Origin of the sequence: Caballeronia sp. LZ008 (assembly GCF_031451435.1) — a bacterium.
GTDB lineage: Bacteria > Pseudomonadota > Gammaproteobacteria > Burkholderiales > Burkholderiaceae > Caballeronia > Caballeronia zhejiangensis.
This window is the reverse complement of the sequence record NZ_JARUXK010000001.1, coordinates 2,071,381-2,090,891: the sequence shown is the minus strand read 5'-3', so window position 1 is coordinate 2,090,891 and position 19,511 is coordinate 2,071,381. Positions and strand designations below refer to the sequence as shown.

Annotated in this window: 16 protein-coding genes and 1 other RNA gene; 8 read left to right on the top strand and 9 right to left on the bottom strand. The window is 63.7% G+C overall.

What is annotated here, in order from left to right; translation table 11 throughout:
- On the top strand, nt 1-80 hold an 80-nt coding region (locus QCE49_RS09840; RefSeq protein WP_309806065.1), incomplete at its 5' end, for an IS3 family transposase.
- A 48-nt stretch (nt 81-128) separates the two neighbouring features.
- On the opposite strand, the gene QCE49_RS09835 is transcribed toward QCE49_RS09840, so the two are convergent.
- Nucleotides 129-1,988: a tetratricopeptide repeat protein gene (locus QCE49_RS09835; protein WP_250460409.1), complete on the bottom strand. Its 1,860-nt coding sequence runs from the start codon at nt 1,986-1,988 to the stop codon at nt 129-131.
- 131 nt (nt 1,989-2,119) lie between these two features.
- Here QCE49_RS09835 and QCE49_RS09830 point away from each other — a divergent pair, with 131 nt between their 5' ends.
- From QCE49_RS09830 to QCE49_RS09820, 3 genes are read left to right on the top strand one after another with little or no spacing between them, the layout of a single operon-like run.
- Nucleotides 2,120-2,479, top strand: coding sequence for a helix-turn-helix transcriptional regulator (locus QCE49_RS09830; RefSeq protein WP_085955275.1), 360 nt, complete (start codon nt 2,120-2,122; stop codon nt 2,477-2,479).
- A 25-nt stretch (nt 2,480-2,504) separates the two neighbouring features.
- Entirely contained in the window at nt 2,505-3,494 is a 990-nt protein-coding gene (locus QCE49_RS09825; RefSeq protein ID WP_250460411.1) for a cation diffusion facilitator family transporter, read from the top strand.
- 57 nt (nt 3,495-3,551) lie between these two features.
- Entirely contained in the window at nt 3,552-5,288 is a 1,737-nt protein-coding gene (locus QCE49_RS09820; protein ID WP_051996560.1) for an FAD-dependent monooxygenase, read from the top strand.
- Between the two features lie 32 nt (nt 5,289-5,320).
- Here the strand turns inward: QCE49_RS09820 and QCE49_RS09815 are convergent, their stop codons facing one another.
- The 4 genes from QCE49_RS09815 to QCE49_RS09800 are packed head-to-tail and all read right to left on the bottom strand — an operon-like array spanning nt 5,321 to nt 10,549.
- Complete coding sequence (locus QCE49_RS09815; RefSeq protein ID WP_008342440.1) at nt 5,321-5,566, bottom strand: formate dehydrogenase subunit delta; 246 nt, start codon at nt 5,564-5,566, stop codon at nt 5,321-5,323.
- A gap of 3 nt (nt 5,567-5,569) precedes the next feature.
- Entirely contained in the window at nt 5,570-8,491 is a 2,922-nt protein-coding gene (fdhF, locus tag QCE49_RS09810; RefSeq protein WP_034472719.1) for a formate dehydrogenase subunit alpha, read from the bottom strand.
- A 16-nt stretch (nt 8,492-8,507) separates the two neighbouring features.
- Entirely contained in the window at nt 8,508-10,064 is a 1,557-nt protein-coding gene (locus tag QCE49_RS09805; RefSeq protein WP_034472717.1) for an NADH-quinone oxidoreductase subunit NuoF, read from the bottom strand.
- Nucleotides 10,061-10,549 (bottom strand): NAD(P)H-dependent oxidoreductase subunit E, encoded by a 489-nt coding sequence (locus QCE49_RS09800; protein WP_008342437.1) that lies wholly within the window; start codon nt 10,547-10,549, stop codon nt 10,061-10,063. Before QCE49_RS09800 ends, QCE49_RS09805 begins: the two co-directional genes overlap by 4 nt.
- Before the next feature lie 128 nt (nt 10,550-10,677).
- On the opposite strand from QCE49_RS09800, the gene QCE49_RS09795 reads away from it, so the two are divergent.
- Together QCE49_RS09795 and QCE49_RS09790 are read left to right on the top strand one after the other, a co-directional pair.
- The gene (locus QCE49_RS09795; RefSeq protein ID WP_008342436.1) at nt 10,678-11,748 is read left to right on the top strand and encodes a substrate-binding domain-containing protein; all 1,071 of its coding nucleotides are present in this window, start codon (nt 10,678-10,680) and stop codon (nt 11,746-11,748) included.
- Between the two features lie 94 nt (nt 11,749-11,842).
- Nucleotides 11,843-12,112 (top strand): hypothetical protein, encoded by a 270-nt coding sequence (locus tag QCE49_RS09790; protein ID WP_008342435.1) that lies wholly within the window; start codon nt 11,843-11,845, stop codon nt 12,110-12,112.
- A 385-nt stretch (nt 12,113-12,497) separates the two neighbouring features.
- On the opposite strand, the gene ssrA is transcribed toward QCE49_RS09790, so the two are convergent.
- The 4 genes from ssrA to ompA form a co-directional block, all read right to left on the bottom strand.
- Nucleotides 12,498-12,856, bottom strand: a transfer-messenger RNA (tmRNA) gene (gene ssrA, locus QCE49_RS09785).
- 59 nt (nt 12,857-12,915) lie between these two features.
- A complete protein-coding gene (gene gph / locus QCE49_RS09780; protein ID WP_008342397.1) occupies nt 12,916-13,680 on the bottom strand; it encodes a phosphoglycolate phosphatase in 765 nt (254 codons plus the stop codon).
- Between the two features lie 4 nt (nt 13,681-13,684).
- On the bottom strand, nt 13,685-14,383 hold the full coding sequence (gene ubiG, locus QCE49_RS09775; protein ID WP_008342396.1) for a bifunctional 2-polyprenyl-6-hydroxyphenol methylase/3-demethylubiquinol 3-O-methyltransferase UbiG: 699 nt from the start codon (nt 14,381-14,383) through the stop codon (nt 13,685-13,687).
- 192 nt (nt 14,384-14,575) lie between these two features.
- A complete protein-coding gene (ompA, locus tag QCE49_RS09770) occupies nt 14,576-15,238 on the bottom strand; it encodes an outer membrane protein OmpA (protein ID WP_033537188.1) in 663 nt (220 codons plus the stop codon).
- Nucleotides 15,239-15,970: 732 nt separating this feature from the next.
- Between ompA and gyrA the strand changes: the two genes are divergently transcribed.
- Complete coding sequence (gene gyrA / locus QCE49_RS09765; RefSeq protein ID WP_075583528.1) at nt 15,971-18,616, top strand: DNA gyrase subunit A; 2,646 nt, start codon at nt 15,971-15,973, stop codon at nt 18,614-18,616.
- A gap of 150 nt (nt 18,617-18,766) precedes the next feature.
- Entirely contained in the window at nt 18,767-19,381 is a 615-nt protein-coding gene (locus QCE49_RS09760; protein WP_008342389.1) for a DUF2059 domain-containing protein, read from the top strand.
- The last annotated feature ends 130 nt before the right edge of the window (nt 19,382-19,511 follow it).

The following is a 19,511-nucleotide window of genomic DNA, read 5'->3' as shown; positions in this document are numbered from 1 at the left end:
ACTACAATCACCACCGCATCAAGCTGAAGCTGAAAGGGCTGAGTCCTGTGATGTACAGAACTCAGCCCTTAGCGGCCTAGCCCAAAACTGTCCAACTTTGCGGGGTCAGTTCATGAAGCGGGGATTTTTTATGCGGGAAGCGCCGCAAGCGCCGCCGCGGTGTCGTCGATGACTTCGCGCCATTGCCCCGGCGCGCGCTGACGCACGAGCCGCGCGCCCGGATACCACACGCATTCGGCGCTGCCGATGCCCCAGCGCCAGTCGGCGGCGAACGGCAGCATTACCCAGAGCGGCTTGCCGAGCGCGCCCGCGAGGTGCGCGACGGACGTATCGACGGAGACGACGGCGTCGAGCCGATCGACGATCGCGCCCGTATCGGCGAAGTTTTCGAGCCGGTTTTCCAGCAGATGAATCGATGCCGCGTTCGGATGCGCGCCCAGCAAGTCACGCTCGCGGCCCGTGACGAACGGCTGCAGCACGACCCAGTCGATGCCTTCGAGCGCGAACAGCGGCGCGAGCTCGGCGACAGGGATCGAGCGCGTTTCGCCCGGCTGCATCCGTCCGGACCAGGCGATGCCGATCTTGCGCTTGTGCTGGCCACCGATCGAGCCGCGCCACTTGCGTCGGTATTCGGCGGGCACGACGAGATAGGGCGCGCGCGCCGGGATCGCGTCGAGCGCGGTCATGCCGAGCGCGAGCGGCAGGCTTAACAGCGGACAGAACGCGTCGGCGTGCACCGGGACGCCATCGGACTTGCTCTTCAGTTCCAGGCGCGCGGCATGCGCGGCAGGCGCGAGCAGCGGCACGAGCGTGGGCTGCACTTCGAGCACCAGCTTGCCGGCGAGCTTCGCCGCGAACGGCACGAAACGCGCGAACTGCAAGGTGTCGCCAAAGCCCTGCTCGGCGCGCACGAGCAGCGTGCGGCCCGGCATCGGTTCGCCGTTCCAGCGTGGCAGGCGCGGCGGCGGCTCGCTGCCGGGCGTCTGCAGACGCCACTCGTAACCGGCGAGACCGCGCGCGTAATCGCCGATGGCGAGCAGGGCCAGCGCCCGGTTCAGATGCGCGGCGGGCATCGAAGGATCGATGCGCAACGCTTCGTCGAATGCGCGCAGCGCCGCCTGATGCGCGCCGAGCGCAAGCCGCGCGTTGCCGAGGCACAGCCAGGCGACGCCGTATTTCGGATCGAGCCCGACCGCGCGCTCGAAGTGCGCGATGGCGTCATCGTGACGGCCCAGCTTCGCGAGCGCGTGACCAAGCCCGAAATAGCCCGGCGCGAAATGCGGATGCAAGGCGACGGCTTTCTGCAGCGCTGGCAGCGCGTCTTCCGGATGGCCGTGCGTTTCGAGGAGATTGCCGAGATTGAAGTGCGCGGCGACGTAGTTGGGCTCGGCGTCGAGCGCGGCGCGAAAGTGCGCGATCGCGCCGAGGGTATCGCCGAGCGCGTTCAACGCCATGCCGAGATTGTTGTGCGCGCCGGCATGACGGGGACGCAGCGCGAGCGCGCGCCTGAACGCCTGCGCGGCGTCCTTGAAGCGCTGCAGCGCGGAAAGCGAGTTGCCGAAGTTGTTCCACGCGGCGGCGTCGTTCGGCTGCAGGCGCAGCGCCTTTTCGAACGCGTCGGCGGCGTCTTCGTGACGGCCGGCCGCCGTGTAAGCGTTGCCGAGGTTGTACTGCGCGAGCGGAAAGCCCGGCGCGAGCGTGAGCGCGTTGCGAAAGCGCTCGATCGCGTCGTCGAGACGGCCGAGCGCCTTCAGCGCGTTGCCGAGATTGAGCTGCAGGCCGGCATCGGTCGGGCGCAGGTCGACCGCGCGGCGCACGAGCTCGGCCGCTTCCGCGTGCTGGCCCTGTTGATGGCGCAGCACGCCGAGATAGTGCAAGGCGTCGACATGATGGGGTTCGGCGGCGAGCGCGGCCTGATAGTCGCGCTCCGCGTCGGTCAGGCGACCGACGCGATGGGCCGCGAAACCGCGGGCGAATACGGTGTCCATGACGGGGAAACTGCTGTCCCGGAAAAGCAAACCTCGCATTTTCCCACACCGGCGACAGCGCCCTGTCAAAGCGACGTTGACTTGTTGCGGCGATGGCACTTAACATATGAACATCTATTCATATGTTGACGATGTCCGTGGCTTCCGATCCGGTTTCCGATTCTTCCGCCGCCGTCCCGATCACTTCCGATGACCGCGTCGTGCCGCTCGCCGATCTGTTCCGTCTGCTCGGCGACCCGACGCGCCTGCGCATCGTGCTCGCATGCGTCGAACGCAAGCGCGCGGTGGGGGCGATCGCGGAGTTGCTCGGGTTGTCCGCGTCGCTGGTGAGCCATCATCTGCGGCTCTTGCGCGCGGCGCGAATCGTGCGGGCCGAACGCCAGGGCAAGCAGGTTTTCTACGTGGCGGCGGATCGCCATATCAGCACGATGCTCGCCGAGCTGCGAGAGCACATCGCGGAGCCGCAGGCCGATGCCGCGGACATCGAATGACACTCACCGAACAACGAGCACGCCGATGAGCACGCATCAGCACGACAAACACGAGCATCACGACGGGCACGAGCACGAGCACGGGCACGGGCACGGGCACGGCGGACATGGACATCACCATCATCACGCGCCGCAGGAAGGGCAGGGCCGCACGTTCGCGCTCGCGGTCGGCCTGAATCTGCTGATCGTGATCGTGCAGGCCATCTACGGCTTTCTCGCGCATTCGACCGCGCTGCTCGCCGACGCCGGCCACAATCTCTCCGATGTGCTCGGCCTGCTGCTCGCGTGGGGCGCCGTGTGGCTCGGCAAGCGCCGGCCGAACGCGCGCTATACGTTCGGTCTCGGCAGCTCGTCGATTCTGGCGTCGCTCGCCAACGCCGCGCTCCTGCTGTTCGCGTGCGGCGCGATCGTCCTAGAAGCGATCGAGCGTCTCTTCAACCCGGCGCCCGTCGCGGGCCTCGACGTGTTCATCGTCGCGACGCTCGGCATGGTCGTGAACGGCTTTTCCGCGTGGCTCTTCATGCACGGCAGCAAGGAAGACCTCAACGTGCGCGGTGCGTTTCTGCACATGGCCGCCGATGCCGCCATCTCCGCCGCCGTCGCGGTGAGCGGCCTCATCATCCTGTTCACGGGCGCGAGCTGGCTCGATCCGCTGATGAGCCTGATCGTCGTGTCGGTGATCGTCTACGGCACCTGGGGACTCGGGCGCGACGCGATGCGCCTCGCGATGGCCGCCGTTCCGCCTTCGGTCGACATGTCGCGCATCGAGCGATATCTGACCGGGCTTCCCGGCGTGCGCGACGTCCACGACCTGCACGTCTGGGCGCTCTCGACGACCGAAAACGCGCTCACCGTGCATCTCGTGATGCCGCAAGGCCATCCCGGCGATGCGTTCGTGCAGGACGTCGTCACGACCTTGCGCAGCGAATATTCGATGCATCACGCGACCGTGCAGGTCGAGTTCGGCGAGGCATGCCAGGCGTGCGTGTTCAGCGAGCGCGGCCACGCCCACTGAGCGAGCGGTTCGCGGGCGTACACTAGAGCGCGTGACGTTTCAGGGAGGACCGACTGCATGTTCGCGCCAAAGCTGAATCCGAACGACAAGCTGGACGTGGCGCCCGTTCTCATCGTCGGCGCCGGTCCGACGGGCCTCGCCGCCGCGATGAGTCTCGCGCGCGCGCACATTCCGGTGAGGCTCGTCGACCGCGCGCGCGAGCCGTCGCCGCATTCACGCGCGATCGGCATTCAGGCGCGCACGCTCGAACTCTTCGAACAGCATCGCGTCGTCAAGCCGTTTCTCGAGCTCGGCCATCGCGCGCGCGTCGCGAATCTCTATTCCAACGGCCAGCGCCTCGCGCGCCTCGATTTCGATCCGCTGCAGACGCGTTATCCGTATCTGCTCTTTCTCGAACAGTCCCAGACCGAACGTCTGCTCGCCGAGCATCTGGCGGGCTGTCGCGTCGATATCGAGCGCGGTGTCGAAGTGGTCGATGTGTCGCAAGGCTCCGCCGGTCTGCACGCGACGCTGCGCCATCCGAACGGGCGCGACGAGCTGCTGCGGCCTTCGTATCTGATCGCCGCGGACGGCGCGCACAGTTTCGTGCGGCATCGGCTCGGCATCGGTTTCGACGGCAAGACGTTCGATCAAACGTACCTGCTCGCCGATCTCGATGCGGACTCCGACTGGCCCGACGACGAATTTCACATCTTCGCCTCGGGCGAAGGCTTGGCCGCGCTCTTTCCGATGGGCGGCGACCGCGCGCGCCTGATCGCCGATCTGCCCGCGCCTGCCGCAAGCGCGGTCAACGCGGCCGGCGCGAAAGCCGGCCCGACGCTCGACGAATGCCGCGCGCTCGTCGAGCGGCGCGTGCATCACAAGATCGCGCTGTCGAACATGACGTGGTCGTCGTACTTTCATCTGAATAGCCGCATGGTCGACAAGCTTCGCGTGGAGCGCGTGTTCCTGGCCGGCGATTCGGCGCACGTGCATAGTCCCGCCGGCGCGCAGGGCATGAACACCGGCATTCAGGAAGCGTTCAATCTCGGCTGGAAGATCGCTCGCATGCTCGCGGGCAACGCGCCCGAGCGGCTGCTCGACACTTATCACATGGAGCGGCATCCGATCGAGCGCGACGTGCTGCGCCAATCGAGCATGCTCACGCAGATGGCCGGCGCCGAGCATGGCCCGATGAAGCTGATGCGCGATCACGTGATGCCCGCGCTCGCCGCGATCGGTCCGTTGCGCGACGCGATGCGGCGCACGGTCAGCGAGCTGTCGATCAACTATCGCAAGAGTCCGCTCACGCTGGAGCGTCTGCTCGACGGCGGTCCGCGCGCGGGCGAGCGCGCGCCCGATGCGCGTGTGCATGTCGTCGACGGGCCGCTCGGGCGTTTGCCGGGCGTGGGCTGTCTTTACGATCTGCACGATCCCGGCTGCTTCTCGCTGTTTCTGCTGGTGAATCCGTCGGGCGAGGACGATATCGCGCTCGCGCCCGCGACGATCACCGTCGCCCACGCGATGCGCGATCCCGATCTCGACGGCCTCGCGCAGTCCGTCGAAGCGATCCTGCCGAACGCGGTGCGCGTGTGGCGCATCACCGATACGCAAGGCGACGGCGCGAACTCGCTCACCGACAACTATGGCCGCACGCGCCCCGCGTTCTATCTCGTGCGTCCCGATGGCTATATCGCGGCGCGCGGGCGGGCGCCGTCGGATGTGCACGCGCTCTTGCGTCACTGCGAAACGTGGTTCGGCGCGCAGGAGACGAACATCGAGCGGCAGCCGCAACGCGAGTATCGGGAGGATTGAAAAAGCCCTGCGGTGCAGGGCTTCGAGGAGTTTCAGGCGGTCGCAGCTTTCGGCGTCAGATCTATTCGATGCAGACTGAGCGCCTCGCGCACGATCGGCTCCATCGTCGCGCTCGCTTCCGGATTGTCGAGCGCGGCGAGAATCGCGAGCCGCATGCGCGGCTCCCAGAACCGGCGGATGTGGTCCGCGACGCTATCGACGGCTTCGGGGCGGTCCGGCATCGAATCGAAGAATTCGCCGATGCGGTTCGCCATCTCGATCAGGTTATCGACATCCATTGCTTATTTTCCTGAAGAAGTCGTGGCGAGGTTGAGCAGTTCGAGCTGCTGCGTGTTGAAGCGCGAATACTCCTTCTGCCATTGCGACGGCTGCTCGACCGGCATCACCTGCACCGCCGTCACCTTGTACTCCGGACAGTTCGTCGCCCAGTCGGAAGAATCCGTCGTGATGACGTTCGCGCCCGACTCGGGGAAGTGGAACGTCGTATAGACGACGCCCGGCTGCATGCGCTCCGAGATCTTCGCGCGCAACACGGTCTGCCCCGCGCGCGACTCGATGCCGACCCAGTCGTCCATCTTGATGCCGCGATCTTCCGCGTCGACCGGATGGATCTCCAGGCGATCCTCGTCGTGCCATTGCGAGTTTTCGGTACGACGCGTCTGCGCGCCCACGTTGTATTGCGACAGGATGCGCCCCGTCGTGAGCAGCAGCGGATATTTGCGCGTGACCTTTTCCGGCGTCGCGACGAACTTCGTAATGACGAAGCGTCCCTTGCCGCGCACGAATTCGTCGATGTGCATGGTCGGCGTGCCGTCCGGCGCGCGCTCGTTGCACGGCCACTGGATGCTGCCGAGCTCGTCGAGACGTTCGTACGAGACACCGTGGAACGTCGGCGTGAGACGCGCGATCTCGTCCATGATCTCGGACGGGTTCGCGTAGTTCATCTCGTAGCCGAGCGCGCGCGAAAGCTTGATGGTCACTTCCCAGTCGGAGAAGCCCGCGAGCGGCGGCATCACCTTGCGCACGCGCGAGATGCGGCGCTCGGCGTTGGTGAAGGTGCCGTCCTTTTCGAGGAAGGTCGAACCGGGCAAGAGCACGTGCGCGTACTTCGCCGTCTCGTTCAGGAAGATGTCCTGCACGACGATGCATTCCATCGACGACAGCGCATCGGCGACGTGCTGCGTGTTCGGATCCGACTGAACGATGTCCTCGCCCTGGCAATAAAGGCCCATGAAGGTGCCGTGCATCGCGGCATCGAACATGTTCGGAATGCGCAGGCCGGGTTCCGGCTGCAGCTTCACATCCCACGCTTCTTCGAAGAGCGAGCGCGTCGCAGCATCGCCGATATGCCGATAGCCCGGCAGCTCGTGCGGGAACGAGCCCATGTCGCACGAGCCCTGCACGTTGTTCTGGCCGCGCAGCGGATTCACGCCGACGCCTTCACGGCCGACATTGCCGGTCGCCATCGCGAGGTTCGCGATGCCCATGACCGTCGTCGAGCCTTGCGCGTGCTCCGTGACGCCGAGGCCGTAATAGATCGCGCCGTTGCCGCCCGTCGCGTACACGCGCGCGGCTTCGCGCACCAGTTTCGCGGGCACGCCGGTGACGCTTTCCATCGCTTCGGGCGAGTTCTCTTCCGTCGCGACGAAATCGCGCCATTGGCCGAACGCGCGCTCCTCGCAGCGCTCGGCGATGAAATCGTCCTTCAGCAAGCCTTCCGTGACGATCACGTGCGCGAGCGAATTAACCATCGCGACGTTCGTGCCGGGGCGCAATTGCAGGTGATACTGCGCCTTGACGTGCGGCGTATCGACGATATCGATGCGGCGCGGATCGATCACGATCAGCTTCGCGCCTTCACGCACGCGCCGCTTCAGCCGCGAGCCGAAGACGGGATGGCCGTCGGTCGGATTCGCGCCGATCACGATGATCACATCCGACTGTTCCACCGATGCGAACGTCTGCGTGCCCGCCGATTCGCCGAGCGTCGTCTTGAGGCCGTAACCGGTCGGCGAATGGCAGACGCGCGCGCAGGTATCGACGTTGTTGTTGCCGAACGCCGCCCGCACGAGCTTCTGCACGAGATACGTCTCTTCGTTCGTGCAGCGCGACGACGTGATGCCGCCGATCGAATCGCGTCCGTACTTGTCCTGAATGCGGCGGAACTCGCTCGCCGCATAGTTGAGCGCTTCGTCCCACGACACTTCGCGCCACGGATCGGTGATCTTCGCGCGGATCATCGGCTTCTTGATGCGGTCCTTGTGCGTCGCGTAACCCCATGCGAAGCGGCCTTTCACGCACGCGTGGCCTTCGTTCGCCTGGCCGTTCTTGTTCGGCGTCATGCGCACGACGGTGTTGCCCTTCATCTCCGCCTTGAGCGAGCAGCCGACGCCGCAATACGCGCACGTCGTGATGGCGGAATGCTCCGCCTGGCCGAGCATGATGACGCTCTTTTCCTGCAGCGTCGCGGTCGGGCACGCGGCGACACACGCGCCGCACGACACGCATTCGCTTTCCATGAACGGCACGTTTTCGCTCGCGGCGACGCGCGATTCGAAGCCGCGTCCGGCGATGGTCAACGCGAACGTGCCTTGCGTTTCCTCGCACGCGCGCACGCATCGATTGCAGACGATGCACTTCGACGGATCGTAGGTGAAGTACGGGTTCGACTCGTCCTTCTTGTCCTTCAGATGGTTTGCGCCTTCGTAGCCATAGCGCACTTCGCGCAAGCCGACGACGCCCGCCATGTCCTGCAACTCGCAATCGCCGTTGGCGGGACAGGTGAGGCAGTCGAGCGGGTGATCGGAGATATAGAGCTCCATCACGTTCTTGCGCAGCGATTGCAGCTTGTCGCTTTGCGTGCGTACTTTCATGCCCGCTTCGACGGGCGTCGTGCACGATGCCGGATAGCCGCGCTTGCCTTCGATCTCGACGAGGCACAGGCGGCACGAACCCCACGGTTCGAGCGAATCGGTGGCGCAGAGCTTCGGCACGTTGACGCCGGCTTCGATCGCGGCGCGCATCACGGACGTGCCGGCCGGAACCGTGACGCTTTCGCCGTCGATTTCCAGCGTCACGTCGACATCCGCATGACGCAGCGGCGTGCCGTAGTCGGTTTCGTCGAACGGATCGCGGCGCTGCACCGATGCCGCGCTCTTGCACGCGCAGTTGCCGGAGCCGCAGCCGTTGATGGTGTTGGACATGTTTGTCTCCTTTTCTTTACGCCGCCTTCTGCGCGGGCGTGCGGGGCAAGCCGAAATCTTCGGGGAAGTGATCGAGCGCGGACATCACCGGAAACGGCGTCATGCCGCCCATCGCGCAAAGCGAGCCGGACACCATCGTGTCGCACAGTTCGCGCAAGAGCGTGATCTGCTTCACCGACGTATCGCCCTCGCGAATCTTCGCGATGACTTCCTCGCCGCGCGTCGAGCCGATGCGGCACGGCGTGCACTTGCCGCACGATTCGAGCGCGCAGAAGTGCATCGCGTATTGCGCGAGCTCGGCAAGGTTCGATGTGTCGTCGTGAACGACGAGCCCGCCGTGACCGACCACCGCGCCGACCTTCGCGTACTCCTCGTAATCGAGCGGAATATCCCACTGGCTTTCCGGCAGATACGTGCCGAGCGGACCGCCGACTTGCACCGCGCGCGCGGGACGTCCGCTCGCGGTGCCGTCGCCGTAGGTATAGATCAGCTCGCGCAGCGTCACGCCGAACGCGAGTTCGACGAGTCCGCCTTGCTTCACGTTGCCGGCGATCTGGAAGGGCAGCGTGCCGCGCGAACGGCCCATGCCGAAGTCGCGATAGAAGGCCGCGCCCTTCGCGAAGATGATCGGCACCGTCGCGAGCGTGATGACGTTGTTGATGACCGTCGGCTTGCCGTACAGACCCGTGAGCGCGGGAACCGGCGGCTTCGCGCGCACGATGCCGCGCTTGCCTTCGAGCGATTCGAGCAGCGCCGTTTCCTCGCCGCACACGTACGCGCCCGCGCCCTTTGCGACATACAGCTCGAACTCGTGCGACGTGCCGAGCACGCTCGCGCCGAGCCAGCCCGCGTCGCGCGCCTTGTCGATCGCACGGTTCAGCGTCGCGATCGAATGCGGATACTCGCTGCGCACATAGATGTAGCCCTTGGTCGCGCCGACCGCCACGCCCGCGATGATCATGCCTTCGATCAGCATGTACGGATCGCTTTCCATGACGAGGCGGTCGGAGAACGTGCCGGAGTCGCCTTCGTCGGCATTGCAGACGATGTATTTCTGGTCCGCCAGCGCGCCGCGCACGGTCTTCCATTTGATGCCCGCCGGAAACGCCGCGCCGCCGCGTCCGCGCAGGCCGGAATCGAGCAGCGCTGCGCAGACGGCGTCGCCGTTCATGTCGAGCACGTTGCGCAGGCCATGGAGTCCGCCGAGCGCGACGTAATCGTCGATCGACAACGGATCGGTAATGCCGATGCGCGCGAACGTCAGACGCTGCTGGTTCTTCAGATACGGAATCTCATCGACGATGCCGACGTTCTTTTCATGCGCGCTGCCTTCGTGGAAGCCCGCATCGAAGAGCGAGACGACGTCTTCCACGTCGACGTTCGAATAGCCGATGCGCCCGTCCGGCGTCTCGACCTCGACGAGCGGTTCAAGATAGAAGAGGCCGCGCGAGCCGTTGCGCACGAGTTGGACGTCGAGGCCGCGCTTCAGCGCTTCGCTCGCGATGGCTTGCGCGACGGCGTCCGCGCCCAGCGCGAGCGCGGCGGAATCGATCGGTACATAGATGCGGGTCATGCCGTCACCTCCGCGACTTTCGTCTGCGCCGCTGCATACAGGCGGTCGAACTTCGCCGGCGTCACGCGCGCGTGCAGTTCGCCGTTGATCGTCATCGCCGGGGAGAGCGCGCATTGACCGAGGCAGAACACGGATTCGAGCTCGGTCTCTTCGGCATGGCCGCTGTCGAAGCGGCAACCCGTGTGTCCTTCGATGTGATCCTTCAGCGCTTCCGTGCCCATGCTGCGGCACGCTTCCGCGCGGCAAAGCTGCACGGTCACGCGCGCGGGCGGGGCGGACCGGAAGTGATGGTAATACGTGACGACGCCATGAACTTCTGCGCGCGACAGCGACAGCGTTTGTGCGAGCGGCGCGATCGCCGTCTCCGGCACATAGCCGACTTCGTCCTGGATGGCGTGAAGAATGGTCATCAACGTCGCGCCTTGTACTGCGTGGCGACGCACGATTTCAGCGGATGCAGCGGCGGAAAGCTGCGGATGTGTCATGGGGCTCCTCCAACACTCGGCATATGTTTTGTTGGTACATATTTGGACGGATATAATTACGGGTGCCGAGCCTGTAAAAGAACAATAGGCGTCGTGATATATCTTGGCAATAGGAAGGGGGAGTGCATATGGTGGACGTCGAATGCCGCGCAGAGCTGATCCTGCGCGATGCGGATGGCCGGGAAACCAGTCTCAGCGCGGTTGTGCCGCTTTTGAAGCTCGTCGCGCAGACGGGCAGCATCGCGAACGCCGCGAGCGCTAAGGGTTTGTCCTATCGTCACGCGTGGGGTTTGTTGCGCGAAATCGAAGCGCGGCTGGGCGGTGCGCTCATCACCAAATCGCGCGGTCGCGGCTCGGTGCTGTCCGAACTGGGCGAATCGGTATTGCGCGCGCAGCGCGTGTGCGGCGAGCGGCTCGAAACGCCGTTGCAGGCGGTGGCGAACGATGTGGCCATCGAGCTGAACCGGCGTCTCGCGGGCGGCGTCAGCCAGGTGCGGATTCACGCGTCGCACGGTTACGCGGTCGCGGCGCTCGTGCGCGCGCTGGGCGATCAACGCGTGCCGGTCGACATCAAATATCGCGAGAGCGCCGAAGCGGTGAGCGCCCTCGCGCGCGGCGAGTGCGAACTGGCGGGCTTTCACTTGCCGATCGGCGAATTCCGTTCCACTTGCGCGGACATTTATCGGCCGTTTCTGGACCGGAACAGGCATCAGCTCATCCGGCTCACACGCCGCACTCAAGGGCTGTTTCTGCCGAAGGGCAATCCGAAGCAGATTTCCGGCTTGCGCGATCTCGCGCGCGGCGACGTGCGCTTCGTCAATCGTCAGCCGGGTTCGGGCACGCGCATGCTGCTCGATCTGTCGTTGCGTAGCGTGGGCGTCGATCCCGATCAAATCAACGGCTACGCGACCACCGAGCTCACGCATTCGGCGATCGCCGCGTTCGTCGCGAGCGGCATGGCCGATCTCGGCTTCGGCGTGCAGCCCGCCGCTCATCATTTCGCGCTCGATTTCATCCCGATCATCGACGAGGATTACTTCTTCGCGTGCGAGCGCGCCCGGCTCGACGAGGCGCAGCTCGCGTCGGTGCTGCGCATTTTGCGCAGCGACGGCTTCACGGAGAGCGTCGCTCATCTGGAGGGCTACGATCCGGCGCACTGCGGCTTGCTCGTCGATGTCGACGAAGGCCTGCACGGCTGAAACGGAAACACGCTGTAAAAGAGCGGGGCGGACGCAAAACTGCCATCGACGGCGAATTGAGCTAACCTAACGCTTTGCTGTCGACTTCACTGCCATGAAACTCTCGTTGCTTGCTTGTTCTTCCGCCGCGCTCGTCGCTGGCGCGATCTATATGGTTCCCGTCGCCTTTGCCCAGAACTCGCCGGGCGTGCCGGGCGGCGTGCTGCAGGACCAATTCCGTTTGAACGAGCATCCGCAGATGCAGTTCGCGGCGTCGGCACCGTCGGCGAAATACCAGCAGGGCAAATCGGCCATGCGCCGCCGTGGCGATAACGGCGATCCGAACGGCTGCAATCTGAAGTGTCCGCAGGACGGTTCGAACTAAGGCAAAAAAAAAGACCTCGCACGGAGCGAGGCCAAGGTACTTGGAATGACACCTGGCCCGCCGCAAACCGCCGACGTTCCGAAGTGCAGCTTCAGAATAGGCTGAGGCTCGGACGGCGAGAATCGGAGTTTTCTGAGTAAACCGGCTTCCGATCTGTTGGTCATTGACACAAAGCAACAGCATTCGGACCGCTCCGATACGAACGCAGCGCGTGGCCGCCTATTCTCTCGGACGTAGCGATGGTTGTCTCTGTCCTCGCTATGTCTCTCAAGGATGTTTGCCCCGCCCCCGTGCGGGGCTTTTTTTTCGTCTGTCGTTGTGCCTGCCGTGCGGCCAAAGAAAAACCCGCGATGCTTGCGCGATCGCGGGTTTCACGGGGGTGTTTTGGTGGAGGCGGCGGGAATCGAACCCGCGTCCAGAAGCGCTCTACGACCAGTTCTACATACTTAGTTCTGTCATTTGATTTAACCGTAACGACGCGGACGAACACGCTGCGTTACGGCGATTCACTAGATTTTCGACTCGGGCGTCGTGACGCCACCAAAGCTTATCTGACGTATATGACCTCTCGTGGTATTGCTACCCTAACCCGTCAGCGAATTAGTGAGAGGACGGCTAGCCCTTAGGCTGCCAGTGCGAACGTATCGTCGTTTGCAGTTACGTTTTTCCCATTGATTAACGAGGTGACGGGTCCTCGGTATGCCCTGACCGCTTCACAACCCCTGTCGAAACCAGGTCGCCCCCAAGCGGAAGAGAAATTATCCCACGAAAAGCCATATGAGGCGAATCGCGGGACTTTCAAGTCAGGCGATGTCACGCAGCAGATGCTGCAACTCCTCAGGCGAATCGACGACGTGATTGGCGTGCCAGCGGCGCGGCGGAATATCGTCGCCGCAATAGCCGTAGGCTGCCGCCACGGTGATCATGCCAGCCGCGAAACCGGCCTGCACGTCGCGCAAATCGTCGCCGACATAGACGATGCGCTCCGGCGCGACATCCAGCAGCTCGGCCGCGTGCAGGAGCGGTGCCGGATGCGGCTTCGAATGCGGCGTCGTGTCGCCGCAGACGAGGCAGCCCGCGCGCGTGTCGAGTCCCAGCAAGGCCACGAGCGGCGCGGCGAACCGCGTCACCTTGTTCGTGACGATGCCCCAGCGCACGCCGCGCGCATCGAGTTGATCGAGTATCTCGGCGATGCCCGGAAAGAGCGTTGTCTCGATGCACAAATCGGCTTCGTAATTGGCGAGGAATTCCTCGCGCATCGACGCGAAGTCGTGATGCTCCGGCCCGATCTCGAACGCGCCGCCGAGCAGACCGCGCGCGCCCCCCGACGCGAACGGCCGCAACGTTTCGAGCGGGCGCATTTCGAGGCCGCGATCGTGCCGCATCTTGTTCACCGCGGCGACGAGGTCGGGCGCGGTGTCGGCGATCGTGCCGTCGAGGTCGAACAGCACGGCCTGGCACAGCCCGAGGCCATCGCCTTCTGCGAGGCGCTGGGGCAGGGGATTCGTGTCTTCCGGAAGGGGCGTGGTATCGATGGTGCCCGTAGACAAGGGATCGTCGTTGGTCATGGCGTCAGGCTTCGCGGCGGCAAGCCATCATGTAGTTGATGCTCGTGTCGTTCGACAGGCCGAAGTGCCTGGAGATCGGCCGATACGTGATGCCCTTGATATCGACGGGCAAGAGCGAGGCGGCGCGCGCGAACGTGGCGAGCTCCGACGGTTTGATAAAGCGCGCGTAATCGTGCGTGCCGCGCGGCAGCATGCGCGCGATGTATTCCGCGCCGATGACGGCGAACAAATACGCCTTCGCGTTGCGGTTCAACGTGGAGAAGAATACCCAGCCGCCCGGCTTCACGAGCGCGGCGCAAGCGGCAACGGTGCCCGCGGGATTCGGAACGTGCTCGAGCATCTCCATGCAGGTGACGACGTCGTATGAGCCCGGTTCGCGCGCGGCGAGCGCTTCCGCCGAGATTTCTTCGTACGCGACCTCGACGCCGCTTTCGAGGCTGTGCAGATCCGCGACGCCGAGCGCGCTCGACGACAAGTCGATGCCTTTGACGTTCGCGCCGCGCGTGGCCATCGACTCGGACAAAATGCCGCCGCCGCAGCCGATGTCGAGAACGCGTTTGCTCATCAGATGCGCGTGCGCGTCGATCCAGTCGAGCCGAACCGGGTTCAGTTCATGCAGCGGCTTGAACTCGGCGTTCGGGTCCCACCAGCGATGCGCGAGCTCGCTGAATTTCTGCAGTTCGTGGGGATCGACGTTGGTCATGTTCGGGAGTGCCTTGTTTGAGTCGTGAATCGATTAGGACCGAGTATATAGGCGACGCAATGGGCGGGCAAAACGCGCCATAGCCGAAGCCTACCTGAATCGGCGGCCCATTAAACGAATGCGCGAAATGCTTCGGGCATAAAAAAACCCCCGCCGAGGCGGGGGTTTGATCTGCGGCAATCCTGCTTGCTATTACTGCTGCGGCTGACGCGTCGTGCCGACAACTTCGACTTCCACGCGACGATCCGGTGCGAGGCAAGCGATGAGTTGCTTGCGATTCTTCTGTTGGCAGCTACCCTTCGTGACCGGGTCGCGCTTGCCCTTGCCTTCCGTGTAGATACGGTTGGCTTCGATGCCCTTGCTGACCAGGTAAGCCTTCACAGCTTGCGCACGGCGCAGCGACAGACGATCGTTGTACTTGTCCGAACCGATGCGGTCGGTGTAACCCGTTGCAACCACGACTTCGAGGTTCAGCGCGCCGATCTTCGATGCCAGGTCGTCAAGCGCCGTCTTGCCAGCCGGCTTCAGAACAGCCTTGTCGAAGTCGAACAGGGCGTCAGCTTGATACGTGATCTTCTGCGTCGTGATAGCAGGCGGCGGCGGAGCGACCGGCGTCGGCGGCGGTGCAACTTGCGCGACCAGCGCGCCGTCGCACTTCGCGTTTGCCGTAGCCGGCGTCCAGAATGCGTCGCGCCAGCACAGTTCGTTCGTGCCGTTCATCCACACATACTCGCCCGTACCGTTCACCCAGTTGTCATTCACGGCTTGTCGCGAGGCCGGCACCGACTGTGCCGAGGCCGATGCAGCCATAACTGCGGTAGCTGCAATGAACGCGAGCTTTGAAAGTTTATTCATATTTCTCCTCTCGAAATTGAGATTACCGCAGGTTTACTGCGAGCCTGTAGACGAAGACAAGTCATACATTGCTCGAAGTATAACATTCCCTACGGAACAAAACGCGCTGTATAGACTTCGAGCAGTGTCTAAGTTTGTGCGTTGGCATTTTGCCATATCGTTCCCTTGCAACGATAAAAATATCCCCGCACGCTGCACGCCCGCAACCTTATGTGGTGCATGCGCAACAAGAAGGGGACAGGAGACGGTCAGGCCCGAAGAAGGCGCGAAATGCGCGCATATTGCGTGCCTGAATGCCATTTCCTGCGTGTTTTTATCGCGGGTACTTCATCGATCAGCAAAACGACGAGGCGGCATGATAGCCCGCCGAAGTGACGAAAGGACGGAAATCGTTCCCCGGCTTTTGTAAGTAATTGGTACGACGTTGCGCAATGCGAACTCGGTGGGCACATTCTGGCTGGACGCGCGCAACACACTGTATGTATACAGCAGTCGTCCGGGCGCCAATGTCGCGCATGGTAGAATCTCCTGATGCGCTGCGTTCGCACGCATAAATATGACATGCGCAGCATATGCACCCTACGCAGCGCTCAGAGGCGTGCGCCGCATATGGGGCGCGCAGCGTACGCCGGCTACGCCCCGCGGCAGCCTCATGTCGTGCGGCTGACGGGCGAGTTTCGCGAAATCGTCGCGCGCTGCCGTGTCGCCGCTGCATAGTTCAAGACACGGATAATGGATCAATTCGCCAAAGAGACTCTGCCAATCTCCCTCGAGGAGGAAATGCGCCGCTCGTATCTCGATTACGCGATGAGCGTGATCGTCGGGCGGGCGCTTCCCGATGTACGCGATGGCTTGAAGCCGGTGCATCGTCGGGCGCTCTACTCGATGCACGAGCTGAACAACGACTGGAATCGCGCGTACAAGAAGTCGGCGCGTATCGTCGGTGACGTCATCGGTAAGTACCATCCTCACGGCGACGCGTCCGTCTACGAGACGATCGTTCGGATGGCGCAGCCGTTCTCGCTGCGCTACATGCTGGTCGATGGCCAGGGCAACTTCGGTTCGGTCGACGGCGACAACGCCGCGGCGATGCGTTACACCGAAATCCGCATGGCGAAGATCGGCCACGAGCTTCTGGCCGACATCGACAAGGAAACGGTCGACTTCGGGCCGAACTACGACGGCAGCGAAAACGAGCCGCTCGTTCTGCCGGCGCGCATTCCCAATCTGCTGATCAATGGCTCGGCCGGCATCGCGGTCGGCATGGCGACCAACATTCCGCCGCACAACCTGCGCGAAATCGTCGACGCCTGCCTGCATCTGCTGAATACGCCCGAGGCCACCGTAGACGAACTCATCGAGATCGTGCCGGCGCCGGACTTCCCGACCGCCGGCATCATCTACGGCGTGGCGGGCGTGCGCGACGGTTATCGCACGGGGCGCGGGCGCGTCGTGATGCGCGCGGCCACGCACTTCGAAGAGATCGACCGCGGCCAGCGCATGGCCATCATCGTCGACGAAATTCCGTATCAGGTGAACAAGCGCACGCTGCTCGAGCGCATCGCCGAACTCGTCAACGAGAAGAAGCTGGAAGGCATTTCCGATATTCGCGACGAATCCGACAAGTCGGGCATGCGCGTCGTGATCGAGCTGAAGCGCGGGGAAGTGCCGGAAGTCATTCTGAACAACCTGTACAAGCAGACTCAGCTGCAGGACACGTTCGGCATGAACCTGGTCGCGCTCGTCGACGGCCAGCCGAAGCTCCTGAACCTGAAGGAGATGCTCGAGTGCTTCCTGTCGCATCGACGGGAAGTGCTGACGCGGCGCACTGTATACGAACTGCGCAAGGCCCGCGATCGCGGGCACGTGCTCGAAGGTCTCGCTGTCGCGCTCGCTAACATCGACGAATTCATCGCGATCATCAAGGCCGCGCCGACGCCGCCTATCGCGAAGCAGGAACTGATGGCGCGTCCGTGGGATTCGTCGCTCGTGCGCGAAATGCTCACGCGCACCGAGACCGAGGCTTCGGGCGGCCGCGCGGCGTATCGTCCGGAAGGGCTGAATCCGGCATACGGCCTGCAGGAAGACGGTCTGTATAAATTGTCGGACGTTCAGGCGCAGGAAATTCTGCAGATGCGTCTGCAGCGCCTGACGGGTCTGGAGCAGGACAAGATCGTCGGCGAGTATCGCGAAGTGATGGCGCAGATCGCCGACCTGCTCGACATCCTCGCGCGGCCGGAGCGGATTCGCCAGATCATCGTCGAGGAGCTGGGCCAGATTCGCGCCGAGTTCGGCGACGACCGCCGTTCTCGTATCGAGATGAACGCGACCGAGCTCAACACCGAAGACCTCATCACGCCGACGGACATGGTCGTCACCATGTCGCATTCCGGTTATGTGAAGTCGCAGCCGCTTTCCGAATATCGCGCGCAGAAGCGCGGCGGTCGCGGCAAGCAGGCGACGCAGATGAAGGAAGACGACTGGATCGACACGCTCTTCATCGCGAACACGCACGATCACATGTTGTGCTTCTCGAATCGCGGCCGCGTGTACTGGATCAAGGTCTATGAAGTGCCGCAGGGCTCGCGCAACTCGCGCGGCCGTCCGATCGTCAACATGTTCCCGCTGCAGGATGGCGAGAAAATCAACGTCGTCCTGCCAGTCAAGGAATTCTCGGTCGACAAGTACGTGTTCATGACGACCGCGCTCGGCACGGTCAAGAAGACGCCGCTCGAAGCGTTCAGCCGTCCGATGAAGAAGGGCATCATCGCGGTGGGTCTCGACGAGGGCGATTACCTCATCGGCGCCGCCATCACCGACGGCCAGCACGACGTCATGCTGTTCTCCGACGCGGGCAAGGCCGTGCGCTTCGACGAGAACGACGTGCGCGCGATGGGCCGCGAGGCGCGCGGCGTGCGCGGCATGCAGCTCGAAGACGGGCAGCAGGTCATCGCGATGCTCGTTGCGGGCGGCGAGAATCAGTCGGTGCTGACGGCGACCGAGAACGGCTATGGCAAGCGCACCCCGATCAACGAGTACACGCGTCATGGCCGCGGCACGAAGGGTATGATCGCGATCCAGACGTCGGAGCGTAACGGCCGCGTCGTCGCGGCGACGCTCGTCGAGCCGGAGAGCGAGATCATGCTGATCACGACCGCGGGCGTGCTTATTCGCACGCGAGTTTCGGAAATCCGCGAAATGGGCCGTGCAACTCAAGGTGTTACACTCATCAGCCTTGACGAGGGAACGAAGTTGTCGGGACTGCAGCATATCGCCGAAGCGGAAGCCGAGGCCGAACTCGAGGCAGACGCCGGTTCGGAAGATTCTGCAGCGAAACCGGGCGACGCGGAAAATGGTGAAGGCGAAGAAAACGCCTGATATTTTTTGTGTCTCAACGCTCTCGTTATCGCTTTTGAAAGCTCGGATTGGTTAAGCTGCGCGACGTGACATGAGCGGGTTGCCGGCGTCGAAACGACAGGCAACGCTCGTCGCCAGTGCTGAACTGGATATTTTTTACAGGGAGTAATAATGCAAGGACGTTTCAAGCAGTGGATGTTGCTGGCCGCTTTCGTGCCGACCTTCGCGATGGCTCAGTCGCTTCAGAATCAGGCGCCCGCGCAAACGGCCGCACCGGCAGCCGCAGCAGCACCGGTTGATCCGGCCAAGCAAGCCGCGATCAAGGACCTGCTCGACGCGATCGACGCGCAGAAGCTGGTCGGTGCGATCGGTAACAGCGCGCAGATGCAATCGAAGCAACTCGTGCCGGCGATCCTCTCGGACGCGCTGTCCGAGAACAAGACGATGAACGACAAGCAGAAGCAAGCCGCCGTTCCGACGCTGCAGAAGAACGCAGTGCCGAAGCTGGTCGACTCCGCCGGCCAGGTTTTCGCCACCGACGCCTTCCGCAAGGACGCGATGCAAGCTCAGTACGACGCATACGCGAAGTACTACTCGACGGACGAGATCAAGGATCTGACCAACTTCTACAAGAGCACGACTGGCCGCAAGTTCATCCAGGTTCAGGACCAGGTTGGCCGCGACGTGGTGAATGGCCTGATGCAGAAGTACATGCCGCAAGCCATCAAGGCAACGCGCACGCAAGCCGATCAGGAAGTGGCGAGCGTCAAGCCGAGCGCCAAGTAAGCTCGATGACGTCGGCCTGACGGGAATCCGCCGGCGGGGCTCACCGCCCCGTGCATTGGCGGGTTTTCAGGACAGTGCGATAATGGCTGTTTGCGCGCGAGCGCAAGCAGCCATTTCTTTTTCGGGCGCG